The organism is Streptomyces sp. NPDC050610, from assembly GCF_040654875.1.
Classification (GTDB): Bacteria; Actinomycetota; Actinomycetes; order Streptomycetales; family Streptomycetaceae; genus Streptomyces.
Window position 1 is genome coordinate 33975 of record NZ_JBFAIV010000030.1, and the last position, 12407, is coordinate 46381.

Genomic DNA, 12407 nt, shown 5'->3' on the forward strand with positions numbered 1-12407 from the left:
CGTGGCTGTTCCGAAGCGGAAGATGTCGCGCAGCAACACGCGCCACCGCCGGTCGCAGTGGAAGGCTGCGGTCCCCACCCTGGTGGCGTGCGAGCGCTGCCACGAGCCGAAGCTGCAGCACATCGCGTGCCCGAGCTGCGGCACCTACAACCGCCGCCAGGTCCTAGAGGTCTGAACGGCGGGTGACAGGCTCCATGTCAGACGCTGATTCGTCGAGGAACACCTCCTCGAAAAAGACGTCGGCGGACACAGCCTCGTCCCACACGCTTCTGGAAGGGCGGCTCGGGTATCACCTTGAGTCCGCCCTTCTGGTGCGTGCGCTGACGCACCGCTCCTTCGCGTACGAGAACGGCGGGCTGCCCACCAACGAACGGCTCGAATTCCTCGGGGATTCGGTGCTCGGACTGGTGGTCACCGACACGCTGTACCGCATCCACCCCGACCTCCCAGAAGGCCAGCTGGCCAAGCTGCGGGCCGCGGTGGTCAATTCGCGTGCGCTCGCCGAGGTCAGCCGTGGCCTCGATCTCGGCGCCTTCATCCGGCTCGGCCGCGGTGAAGAAGGAACGGGCGGCAGGGACAAGGCGTCGATCCTCGCCGACACCCTTGAGGCCGTCATCGGCGCGGTCTACCTCGACCAGGGCCTCGACGCCGCCGGCGAGCTGGTGCACCGGCTCTTCGACCCGTTGATCGCCCGCTCCTCGAACCTCGGCGCCGGCCTGGACTGGAAGACCAGTCTCCAGGAACTCACGGCGACGGAAGGGCTCGGCGTCCCCGAGTACCTCGTCTCCGAGACCGGCCCCGACCACGAGAAGGTCTTCACGGCTGCTGCCCGCGTCGGTGGTGTCACGTACGGCACCGGCACCGGCCGCAGCAAGAAGGAAGCGGAGCAGCAGGCGGCCGAGGCCGCCTGGCGCGCGATCCAGGAGGCGTCCGAGGCCCGTGCCGCGGACACCGCCAAGGAAGCCGCCGCGGAAACGACGGACGGCGCGTCCGCCGACAGCGCACCGCCCGCCGCAGAAGGCAGCCGGCCCGCCTGACCCTTCCGCGCGCAGTACGAAGGCCGACCGCCCACCCGTCCCCGCAAGGGGAAGGGTGGGCGGAGCCGCATCCCGCACCATTCCGCAGTTCTTTTACCCAGGAGAGAGCGTGCCCGAGCTGCCCGAGGTAGAGGTCGTCCGGCGCGGGCTGGACCGGTGGGTCCGCGGCCGCACCGTCGGCGCCGTCGAGGTGCTGCACCCGCGCGCCATCCGCCGCCACGTCGCCGGCCCCGTCGACTTCGCCGCCCGGCTGACCGGCCACCGCATCGGCGAACCGCGCCGCCGCGGCAAATACCTCTGGCTGCCGATGGAGAGCGCCGACGCCCTCTCCGTCCTCGCGCACCTCGGCATGAGCGGCCAGCTCCTCGTCCAGCCGCACGACGCCCCGGACGAGAAGCACCTGCGCGTCCGCGTCCGCTTCGCCGACGCGGACGGGACCGAACTGCGCTTCGTCGACCAGCGCACCTTCGGCGGACTCTCCCTGCACGACGCCGTCCCCGGCGACCCGGACGGCCTCCCGGACGTCATCGCGCACATCGCCCGCGACCCGCTGGACCCAGCCTTCGACGAGGCCGCCTTCCACGCCGCGCTGCGCCGCCGCCGTACGACCGTCAAGCGCGCGCTGCTCGACCAGTCGCTGATCAGCGGCGTGGGCAACATCTACGCCGACGAGGCGCTGTGGCGCTCGCGCCTGCACTACGACCGCCCCACCGCGACCCTCACCCGCCCGCGCAGCGCCGAACTCCTCGGCCATGTGCGCGAGGTGATGAACGCGGCCCTCGCGGTGGGCGGCACCAGCTTCGACAGCCTCTACGTCAACGTGAACGGCGAGTCGGGCTACTTCGACCGCTCCCTGGACGCGTACGGGCGCGAGGACGAGCCCTGCCGCCGCTGCGGGACCGCCATGCGCCGCCGCCCCTGGATGAACCGCTCCAGCTACTTCTGCCCGCGCTGCCAGCGCCCGCCGCGTCCGGTGGCCGCCGGCCTCTGACCGGCGCCGACGGGCGGGCCGGCCGGCCCGCCTTCAGGAAATGGCCGTCAGAAGCCGAAGTCCTGGGTCCACCAGGGGCCGCCGGGGCCGTAGTGCACGCCGACGCCCAGCGTCTTGTAGTCGCAGTTGAGGATGTTCGCCTTGTGCCCGGGGCTGTGCATCCAGGTGTCCATGACGGCTTTGGCGTCCGCCTGGCCGCGCGCGATGTTCTCGCCGCCCAGGTTCTTGATGCCGCGCTTCGCGGCCCGGTCCCAGGGGCTCTTGCCGTCCGGGTCGGTGTGGGCGAAGAAGCCGCGCTCGGCCATGTCCTCGCTGAACGCGCCGGCGAGCGAGTCGAGCGGCCGGCTCGCGGTGACCGGGCTGCAACCGGCCTTCGCCCGCTCCTGGTTGACCAGGGCGAGGACCTGGCCGCGGGCGGCGGCCACGCGGCCGGCGGACGCCGGAGCGCCCGCGGACTTCTCGGGCGCGGCCGGGGCGGGTGCGGCGTCGCTGGCACGGGGCGGCGCGGCGGCGCGGTCCGTGGCGCCGTGGTCCGGGCGTGGGTCGGCCCCGGCCCCCGTCCCCTTCGCGGCGCTCTCCCCGGTCCGCGCGGGGGAGGGGCTGGCGGACGGCGAGGCGGGCGGCGTCGAGGGCGTCAGGGACGGCGCGTGCGCACGCTCCCCGCCGCGGCTCGCGGGCGTCGGGCCGCGGCCGGCCGGGGACGCCGACTCGGAGTTCGTGGACCCGAGCGAGCCGCCGTCCGGGGAGCCGTCGGCGCGCACATCGCCGCTCGGGCCGTCGTGCCCGCCGAAGCCGAAGTTCTCGCCGCCCGGCAGCAGGCCGGAGGTCACGGCGACCGCGCCGATGGCCATCGCGGCGGACGCGCTCAGCAGCCCGGTCCGTACCGGAGCCTTGGCTCTGGCCCGGCCGCGGCGGCCCTCGCGGTGCCGTCCGGCGGCGGGGTCGGCGGCGGACGGGGGAGCCGTCGCCGCTGGTGGCGAAGTGGGGCGTCCATGGCGGCCCATGTGCTGCCTTCCTTACGTGCGCTGCGCGTTGCCAGGCATCGACATGCGTCACTCGTACGGGTGAGTAATCGTATCGAGCGGCGACTGTACGCCATGGTCATCGGGGCCGAAGTGCTCCGAAAGCAATTGGCCGGTTAGCGTGCACACATGAACGAGAATGTCCGTCTGACCGCCTGGGTCCGTGGCCATGTGCAAGAGGTCGGCTTCCGGTGGTTCACGCGCGCCAACGCGCTCCGTATCGGGGACCTCATCGGATTCGCCTCCAATCTCTCCGACGGCCGGGTGCAGGTGGTCGCCGAAGGCCCGCGGATGGGGTGCGAACAATTGCTCGAATGGTTGCGCACGGGGGACACGCCCGGACGGGTCGACGGCGTGACGGAGATCTGGGACACACCGCGCGGCGGATATGAGGGGTTCGAGATCCGCTGAACGCGGGGGCGCGCGGATGGATCGAGGGGCGGCCGATGGGCCGGCGACCCCGCTCCGTGCGTGAGGCCCGAGCGTCTCGGGCATATGCGAAGGGCGGGAATGGCCTGATGGTTGCCAAGCGCGCCCGCCCGTGCAAGGCTGCCCCCGACGGATGATCTCCACGCTCCCAGCGGGCCAGGGAAGAGGAAGCGCCGCGCATTGAGCTGCCGCGCGCCCCTGGGTTGCCCCTTGATACGGGGCGTGATCGTGTTGACCGTCAAACTTTTTGGTGAGACGCTGGAAGCCCCGCGCACCTTAGCTGTTTGGCATTGAACACAGTAGTGATGGCAGACACCGCGGGTGCGAATCCCTCACGACCCACACCGCTTCGGTCGGTCACTCAGTGTGGAGGACCATCCATCATGGCAAAGGCGCTTCTCGGTTACGTCGGCGGCTCCGACCCCCGAGTTCTCTCCGAGATGCGACGGCTTCAGCAGCGTGTCCAGGACCTCGAATCCGAGCTCATCCGGATTCAGGCCGAAAACGACGCGCTGTACGCCGCCGCGCACCACGGCGACTCGCTGCTTGACAGCATTGACGTACCGCAGGCAGAGCCTGCGCTGGCCTGACCTCAACCCTTACCCCAGGGCCGGTCCGGCTGCAATGTCAGCCGTTTGAGAATCCGCAAGGGACGCTTCGGCGTCCCTTCGTTTTTTCCGGCTGTCGCCCACCGCCTCCTCACCGTCAGATGTGCCCTGCACCATAACCGGTGAAACCGAAAAACAAGCGAGCCGCCCCGGGGCCCGCGCCGGGACCGGGGTCGGCCGGGGGCGGGCGGTAGAGTCCCACGGCGTGCATCTCAAGTCCCTGGCCCTCCGAGGTTTCAAATCCTTCGCCTCGGCTACGACGCTCCGCTTCGAGCCGGGTATCACGTGCGTCGTAGGTCCCAACGGCTCCGGCAAGTCCAATGTCGTGGACGCCCTTTCCTGGGTCATGGGCGAACAAGGAGCCAAGTCGCTGCGCGGCGGCAAGATGGAAGACGTCATCTTCGCCGGTACCACCGGGCGGCCCCCGCTGGGCCGCGCGGAAGTGTCGCTGACCATCGACAACTCCGACGGCGCGCTGCCCATCGACTACACGGAAGTCACCATCACGCGGATCATGTTCCGCAATGGCGGCAGCGAATATCAGCTCAACGGCGATACGTGCCGGCTGCTCGACATCCAGGAACTGCTCTTCGACTCCGGTATCGGCCGCGAAATGCACGTCATCGTCGGCCAGGGCCAGCTGGACTCCGTTCTGCACGCCGATCCGATGGGGCGGCGCGCCTTCATCGAAGAGGCGTCCGGAGTTCTCAAGCACCGCAAGCGCAAGGAGAAGGCGCTGCGGAAACTGGACGCGATGCAGGCCAATCTCTCGCGCGTACAGGATCTGACCGATGAGTTGCGCAGGCAGCTCAAACCGCTCGGGCGACAAGCCGCCGTCGCACGCCGGGCGGCCGTTATCCAGGCCGATCTGCGCGACACCCGGCTGCGGCTGCTCGCCGACGACCTCGTGACCCTGCGGGAGGGGCTGCGCACCGAGATCGAGGACGAGGCGGCGCTCAAGGCGCGCAAGGACGCCGCCGACGCCGAACTGAAGGCCGCGCTCCAGCGCGAGGCCGCGCTGGAGGAGCGGGTGCGTACGCTCACGCCGCGGCTCCAGCGCGCGCAGCAGACCTGGCACGAGCTGTCGCAGCTCGCCGAGCGGGTCCGCGGGACGATCGGGCTGGCAGACGCCCGGATCAAGAGCGCGACCGCCGCCCCCGGCGAGGAGCGGCACGGCCGCGACCCCGAGGACATGGAGCGCGAGGCGGCCCGGATCCGGGAGACGGAGGCCGAGCTGGAGGCCGCGCTGGAGGCGGCGAGCCGGGCCCTCGACGACACCATGGAGCACCGCGCCGAGCTGGAGAGCCGGCTGGCGCAGGAGGAACGGCGGCTGCGGGATGTCGCACGCGCCATCGCCGACCGCCGGGAGGGGCTCGCCCGGCTGCACGGCCAGGTCAACGCGGCCCGCGGCCGGGCCGCCTCGGCGCGGGCCGAGATCGACCGGCTGGCGGCGGCCCGCGACGAGGCACGGGAGCGGGCGGCCGCGGCCGAGGAGGAGTACGAGCAGCGGGCGGCCGAGGTCGGCGGGCTGGAGGCGGGCGACGCGGAGCTGGCCGACGAGCACGAGCGCGCCAAGCGCGAACTGGCCGACGCCGAGGCGGCGCTGACCGAGGCGCGCGGGGCGGCGGTGGCGGTGGAGCGCGACCGCGCCGCGACCGCCGCCCGGCACGAGGCGCTGGCGCTGGGTCTGCGCCGAAAGGACGGTACGGGCACGCTCCTCGCCGCCGGCGACCGCCTGACCGGCCTCCTCGGGCCCGCCGCCGAACTGCTGACGGTGGCCCCCGGCTTCGAGATCCCCGTCGCCGCCGCCCTGGGCGCGGCCGCCGACGCCCTCGCCGTACACGGTCCGGACACCGCCGCCGACGCGCTGCGCCTGCTGCGCGAGCAGGACGCGGGGCGCGCGGCGCTGGTGGTGGGCGGCGGGGCCGAAGCCGGTGGCTCCGCGTCCGGCGTCGAGCCCGTCGATACGGAAGCGGAGCCCGGCGGTGCGGGGCCGGTGCCCGCCGTGCGGCTCGTCGAAGCGCCCGACGGGCTGCTGCCCGCTGTGCGGCGGCTGCTGCGGGACGTCGTCGTGGTGGGCTCGCTCGACGACGCCGAGAAGCTGATCGCGGCGCGCCCCGAGCTGACGGCCGTGACCGGCGACGGCGATGTGCTCGCGGCGCACTTCGCGCAGGGCGGCTCCGCCGGTGCGCCGAGCCTGCTGGAGGTGCAAGCGTCGGTGGACGAGGCCGCCGCGCGCCTCACGGAGCTGGCCGTACGGTGCGAGGAGCTGGCCGGCGCGGAGCGGGAGGCGGGCGAGCGGCGGGCCCGCTGGGCGGCGCGGGCCGAGGAGTTGGGCGCCCGGCGCAGCGCCGCGGACCGGGAGAAGTCGCACGTCGCGCAGGCGCTCGGGCGGCTCGGCGGGCAGGCGCGGGCGGCCGTGGGGGAGGCCGAGCGGCTCGCGGCGTCGACGGCGAAGGCCGAGGAGGCGCTCGCCGGGGCGATGGCCGAGGCCGAGGAGCTCGCCGAGCGGCTGGCCGTGGCGGAGGAGGCCGCCGCGTCCGGGGACGGCGGTGCCGAGGAGCCCGACACGTCCGTACGGGACCGGCTCGCCGCGGACGGGGCCAACGCCCGGCAGACCGAGATGGAGGCGCGGCTTCAGGTCCGTACGCATGAGGAGCGCGTGAAGGGGCTCGCGGGGCGGGCGGACGCGCTGGACCGGGGCGCGCGCGCCGAGCGCGAGGCGCGGGCGCGCGCGGAGCAGCGCCGGGCGCGGCTGCGGCACGAGGCGACGGTGGCGGCGGCCGTCGCGGCCGGCGCCCGCCAGTTGCTGGCGCACGTCGAGGTGTCGCTCGTACGGGCCGACGAGGAGCGGCGCGCCGCCGAGGAGGCGAAGGCCGGGCACGAGCAGGAGCTGATCGCCGAGCGCAACCGGGGGCGTGAACTCTCCTCCGAACTGGACAAGCTCACGGACTCGGTGCACCGGGGCGAGGTGCTGGGCGCGGAGAAGCGGCTGCGCATCGAGCAGTTGGAGGCGAAGGCGCTGGAGGAGCTGGGCGTGGAGCCCGCCGCGCTGGTCGGCGAGTACGGCCCCGACCAGCCCGTACCGCCCTCGCCGGCGGCCGACGGCGAGGAACTGCCCGAGGACCCGGAGCACCCGCGCAACCAGCCGGCGCCCTTTGTACGGGCCGAGCAGGAGAAGCGGCTGAAGGCCGCCGAACGGGCGTATCAGCAACTGGGCAAGGTGAATCCGCTCGCCCTGGAGGAGTTTGCGGCTCTGGAGGAGAGGCACAAGTTCCTGAGCGAGCAGCTTGAAGACTTGAAGAAGACCCGGACGGACCTCCTTCAAGTGATCAAGGAGGTCGATGTGCGCGTGGAGCAGGTCTTCACCGAGGCGTACCGGGACACGGCGCGGGAGTTCGAGGGCGTCTTCGCGCGGTTGTTCCCGGGCGGCGAGGGGCGGCTGGTGCTGACCGATCCGAACGACATGCTCAGCACCGGCGTGGACGTGGAGGCGCGCCCGCCGGGGAAGAAGGTCAAGCGGCTGTCGCTGCTGTCCGGGGGCGAGCGGTCGCTGACGGCGGTGGCGCTGCTGGTGTCGATCTTCAAGGCGCGGCCGAGCCCGTTCTATGTGATGGACGAGGTCGAGGCGGCCCTGGACGACACCAACCTGCAGCGGCTGATCGGGATCATGGCGGAGCTCCAGGAGAGCTCGCAGCTCATCGTGATCACGCACCAGAAGCGGACGATGGAGGTCGCGGACGCGCTGTACGGCGTGTCCATGCAGGGCGACGGCGTCTCCAAGGTCATCAGCCAGCGGCTGCACTGACCGCTGCCCGGCCCGTTCTGGGGCACCTCCTGCAAGACTTCAAGTCTTGAAGCCTGTGTCGAAGAAAGCTTGGGAGAACTTCTTGGTCACGACCTATTGACTTAGAAACTTGAAGACATAGGCTCTGCAACGTCGCTTATGCCTTTAAGTGGTGGCTTCCGGGAAGTTATGCCCCACTGGAAGGTCCAGCCCCCTACGCCCGGCAACGCGGCCGGGCCACAGGAGTTCACGTTGACCAGCACCGCGAAGGCGCAGGTTCCGGAGGGCCGCGGAGCCCAGCCGGACCATCTCGGCCATGTCATCTTCATCACCGCGGCAGCGGCGATGGGCGGCTTCCTCTTCGGCTACGACAGCTCCGTGATCAACGGCGCCGTCGAGGGGATTCGCGGCAAGTACGACATCGGCTCCGGCGCGCTCGCCCAGGTCATCGCCATCGCGCTGATCGGCTGCGCGATCGGCGCCGCCACCGCGGGCCGGATCGCGGACCGCATCGGCCGGATCCGCGTGATGCAGATCTCCGCGGTGCTCTTCACCATCAGCGCGGTCGGCTCGGCGCTCCCCTTCGCCCTGCTGGACCTGGCGTTCTGGCGAGTGCTCGGCGGCATCGCGATCGGCATGGCCTCGGTCATCGGCCCGGCCTACATCGCCGAGGTCTCGCCGCCCGCCTACCGCGGCCGCCTCGGCTCCTTCCAGCAGGCCGCGATCGTCGTCGGCATCGCGGTATCGCAGCTGGTCAACTGGGGCATCCTCAACCTCGCCGACGGCGATCAGCGCGGCAAGATCATCGGCCTGGAGGCATGGCAGGTCATGCTGGGCGTGATGGTCGTGCCGGCCGTCCTGTACGGACTGCTGTCCTTCGCCATCCCCGAGTCGCCGCGCTTCCTGATCTCCGTCGGCAAGATCGGCAAGGCCAAGGCCGTGCTCGCCGACGTCGAGGGCGGCGGCGTCGACCTCGACGCGCGGGTCGCCGAGATCCAGCACGCGATGCGCAGCGAGCACAAGTCGACCTTCAAGGACCTGCTGGGCAGCCGGGCCGGCTTCCTGCCGATCGTCTGGATCGGCATCGGCCTCTCGGTCTTCCAGCAACTCGTCGGCATCAACGTGGCGTTCTACTACTCGGCCACGCTGTGGCAGTCGGTGGGCATCGACCCGAGCGCCTCGTTCTTCTACTCCTTCACCACGTCGATCATCAACATCATCGGCACCGTGATCGCGATGATCTTCGTCGACCGGATCGGCCGCCGGCCGCTCGCGCTGATCGGCTCGGCGGGCATGGCGGTCGCCCTCGCCCTGGAGGCATGGGCCTTCTCGGCCAAGACCACCGGCGGCACCCTGCCCAACACCGAGGGCGTCGTCGCCCTCATCGCGGCCCACTGCTTCGTGCTCTTCTTCGCCCTCTCCTGGGGCGTGGTCGTCTGGGTCTTCCTCGGCGAGATGTTCCCGAACCGCATCCGCGCCGCCGCGCTGGGCGTGGCCGCCTCCGCCCAGTGGATCGCCAACTGGGCCATCACCGCGAGCTTCCCGAGCCTGTCGGACTGGAACCTCTCGGCGACGTACATCATCTACATGGTCTTCGCCCTGCTCTCGATCCCCTTCGTGCTCAAGTTCGTGAAGGAGACCAAGGGCAAGGCGTTGGAGGAGATGGGCTGACCACCCCGCCCCGCCCGTCTCCTCGCATTCGGTCGCTGCCCCGGCTCAGCTCCTGAGCCGGGGCAGCGACCGTTCCAATGATCGGCACCTGCCCCGCGGCTCAGTCCTTGAGCCGCGGCAGCACCTGTTCCGCGAACAGCCGCAGGCTCCGCCAGCCCTCCTCGACCGGCATGCCCCCGCACAGCGGATGCAGCACCAGCCCCGACCCGTCGTCGCCGTTCTCCCGCGCGAGGGCCACGCACTCCTCGGGCGTGACGATCCGGTAGACGCCCTCGCGGCGCAGCGCCTCGACGTCCTCGGCGGCGGACCGCACGGCCGAGCGGATGTCCGAGGACTGCCAGGACGCGTACGTACGGGCCTCGTGCAGCAGATGCGCGCCGTGCTCCGCCCACGCCCGGTCCACGTCCTCGGCGATGTGCAGCAGCGGCGTCTCGGCGGCCGGCATCAGCACCCAGCCCTCGGTCCCGTACTCGACGCACCGCTCCTTGTAGTACGCCTCCAGCTCCGGCAGGTGCGCGCTCGGGAACAGCGGCAGCCCGAGCCGGGCCGCCCGCCGCGCCGCCGGCCGGGAGGCGCCGCCGACCAGCAGCAGCGGATGCGGCTGCGTGTACGGGCGCGGGGTCACCCGGACCGTGCGGCCCCGGTACGAGAAGGGCTCGCCGGTCCACGCCTTGAGCAGCGTCTCCAGCGCGTCGTCCTGGAGCCTGCCCCGGTGGTCCCAGGCGCGGCCGTGCGCGGCGTACTCCTGGGGGCGGTAGCCGATCCCGGCGACCGTCACCAGCCGGCCGCCGCTCAGCAGGTCCAGGACGGCTATGTCCTCGGCGAGCCGCAGCGGGTCGTACAGCGGGGTGACGATCGCGGCGAGCGTCACGGCGATACGGCGGGTGGCGCCGAGCACCGCGCCCGCGAAGGCGATAGGCGAGGGCATCCAGCCGTTGTCCGTGCCGTGGTGCTCCTCCGTCTGCACGGTGGTGACGCCGTGCTCATCGGCGTAGGCGGCCATCTCGACGGCGGCGCGATAGCGCTCGGAAAGGCTCTGCGGGGTGGCGGCGGGATCGACGAGATTGAACCGAACGACCGTGGTGGGCATGGCAGACGTCCCCTTCGCCGTGGGTGGCAGAAGGGGACGCTAGTCGAGAGCTGATCAATTGAACAGAGCGCCCGCGGGCGCCCGTTCGACGCGTCAGGCAGGGACCTTCGTGCGGGGCGCGGGCTCCTGTCCGGCCTCCGCCGCGCCCTCCCGGGGCTTCGGCAGAGCCAGCGAGAGCACCGCGGCGATCACGATCGTCGTCGCCCAGCCCAGGCCGTGCTGCCCGATCCAGGTGGTGGCCAGCGGACCGGTGAACCAGTCGACCTTGGTGAAGCACAGGCCCGCGACCAGCGCCACGAACCACGCCGTCATCGCCTGCCAGCAGAAGCCGCCCAGGTACCAGTAGCGGCTGGTGCGGCCGGTGTCCATCAGCGCGTCCGGGTCGTACCGCAGCGAGCGGCCCCGGCGGCGCGCCATGTCGACGGCGTAGACGCCGATCCACGCGGAGAAGGAGACCGCGAGCAGGGTCAGGAAGGCGATGAAGGAACCCAGGAAGCTCTTCGCCACCAGCATCAGCAGCAGCCCGCCGACCAGGGAGATGACCGCGTTGATGGATACGGCCATGGCGCGCGGCAGCTTGACGCCCATGGTCTGCGCCGTGAACCCGGCCGAGTACATCGACAGGCTGTTGATCAGCAGCATGCCCACCACCGCGGTGATCAGGTATGGCACCGCGATCCAGGTCGGCAGGATGTCGCCGAGGAAGGAGACCGGGTCCGGGGCCGAGGCGAGATCCGGCGTGGCGACGGCCATGACGGCGCCCATCAGCACCATCGGTGCCATGACCAGGCCCGCGCCCGAGATCGTGATGCCGACGATCTTCTTGCCCGAGGCGGCGTGCGGCAGGTAGCGGGCGAAGTCGGGGCCGGTGGGCACCCAGCTGATGCCGCCCGCGGCGATGGTGCCGACGCCCGCGATCATCATGGCCGTCGTCCCCGCCGGCCTGGAGAAGACGTTGCCCCAGTCCATGTCGGCGATCAGATAGACCAGGACCAGCACGCTGAAGACGCCGAAGAGGTACGTCGACCACTTGTTGCAGACGTTGAGCGCCTTGCGGCCCATGCCGCTCACCAGGAAGGTGCAGGCGACGAAGGCGACGAGGGTGACGACGATCAGCGCGGTGTTGCTCTTGACGCCGAAGAGCAGGTCCAGCACGGTCAGCACGGCGTACGCGCCGGTGACCGCGTTGATGGTCTCCCAGCCGAAGCGGGCCACCCACAGGATCGCGCCCGGGAAGTAGTTGCCGCGGACGCCGAAGGCGGCGCGGGAGAGCAGCGCGCCCGGCGCGCCGCCCCATTTGCCGGACACCGACAACACGCCCACCATGCCGAACGACACGACGGCGGCGCACACGGCGACGATCAGCACCTGCCAGAAGTTCAGCTTGTTGAAGACCACCAGGGACGCGCCCATGGTGAGCAGCAGCACGCTGATATTGGCGGCGACCCACGTCGGGAAGAGCTCGCGGACCTTTCCGTGGCGCTCGTGGTCCGGCACGGGCTCGATGCCGCGGACTTCGATGGCGCCTTCGAAATCGGCGGTGGACGCGTTGGCCCCTGAGGCCGTGTTGGACGCTGTGTCCATAGGTAGGGCTCCGTGCGTTTCATGCAGTGGCGGGATGCCTGGTCAGCGGGGGGACGATCGGACTCTACGCGCGTCGCATCGTGTCACACCATCGTAGTTTGCTCCAACTTTGACCGGTTGGCCGCTTTGGTCCTCTGCCCAGCCGAAGGTCGGGGCGGACCGGGACGGATGCCGCCGAGGGGCCGGGG

10 protein-coding genes are annotated in these 12407 nt (G+C 71.5%); 7 read left to right on the forward strand and 3 right to left on the reverse strand.

Annotated elements, in window-relative coordinates; translation table 11 throughout:
• Position 1: 1 nt before the first annotated feature.
• From rpmF to mutM, 3 genes are all read left to right on the forward strand, one after another.
• Positions 2-175, forward strand: coding sequence for a 50S ribosomal protein L32 (gene rpmF / locus AB0I22_RS30035; protein ID WP_065965136.1), 174 nt, complete (start codon positions 2-4; stop codon positions 173-175).
• Between the two features lie 19 nt (positions 176-194).
• Positions 195-1037: a ribonuclease III gene (gene rnc, locus AB0I22_RS30040; RefSeq protein WP_363134093.1), complete on the forward strand. Its 843-nt coding sequence runs from the start codon at positions 195-197 to the stop codon at positions 1035-1037.
• Positions 1038-1146: 109 nt separating this feature from the next.
• Positions 1147-2028, forward strand: a complete 882-nt coding sequence (mutM, locus tag AB0I22_RS30045; protein ID WP_363134094.1) for a bifunctional DNA-formamidopyrimidine glycosylase/DNA-(apurinic or apyrimidinic site) lyase — start codon at positions 1147-1149, stop codon at positions 2026-2028.
• 47 nt (positions 2029-2075) lie between these two features.
• Here mutM and AB0I22_RS30050 read toward each other — a convergent pair whose 3' ends face one another.
• A complete protein-coding gene (locus AB0I22_RS30050; protein WP_363134095.1) occupies positions 2076-3032 on the reverse strand; it encodes a CAP domain-containing protein in 957 nt (318 codons plus the stop codon).
• 147 nt (positions 3033-3179) lie between these two features.
• Here AB0I22_RS30050 and AB0I22_RS30055 point away from each other — a divergent pair, with 147 nt between their 5' ends.
• The 4 genes from AB0I22_RS30055 to AB0I22_RS30070 all read left to right on the forward strand — a co-directional run bounded on the left by AB0I22_RS30055 (position 3180) and on the right by AB0I22_RS30070 (position 9545).
• The gene (locus tag AB0I22_RS30055; RefSeq protein WP_363134096.1) at positions 3180-3461 is read left to right on the forward strand and encodes an acylphosphatase; all 282 of its coding nucleotides are present in this window, start codon (positions 3180-3182) and stop codon (positions 3459-3461) included.
• A gap of 401 nt (positions 3462-3862) precedes the next feature.
• Positions 3863-4069 (forward strand): hypothetical protein, encoded by a 207-nt coding sequence (locus AB0I22_RS30060; RefSeq protein WP_363134097.1) that lies wholly within the window; start codon positions 3863-3865, stop codon positions 4067-4069.
• Positions 4070-4292: 223 nt separating this feature from the next.
• Positions 4293-7895 (forward strand): chromosome segregation protein SMC, encoded by a 3603-nt coding sequence (smc, locus tag AB0I22_RS30065; RefSeq protein ID WP_363134098.1) that lies wholly within the window; start codon positions 4293-4295, stop codon positions 7893-7895.
• Between the two features lie 138 nt (positions 7896-8033).
• Complete coding sequence (locus tag AB0I22_RS30070) at positions 8034-9545, forward strand: sugar porter family MFS transporter (RefSeq protein WP_363134099.1); 1512 nt, start codon at positions 8034-8036, stop codon at positions 9543-9545.
• A gap of 100 nt (positions 9546-9645) precedes the next feature.
• Here AB0I22_RS30070 and AB0I22_RS30075 read toward each other — a convergent pair whose 3' ends face one another.
• Positions 9646-10635 carry an LLM class flavin-dependent oxidoreductase gene (locus tag AB0I22_RS30075; protein ID WP_363134100.1) on the reverse strand — a complete coding sequence of 330 codons (990 nt, stop codon included), beginning with the start codon at positions 10633-10635 and terminating at the stop codon, positions 9646-9648.
• A 93-nt stretch (positions 10636-10728) separates the two neighbouring features.
• Positions 10729-12219 carry a cytosine permease gene (locus tag AB0I22_RS30080; RefSeq protein ID WP_363134101.1) on the reverse strand — a complete coding sequence of 497 codons (1491 nt, stop codon included), beginning with the start codon at positions 12217-12219 and terminating at the stop codon, positions 10729-10731.
• Positions 12220-12407: the final 188 nt, after the last annotated feature.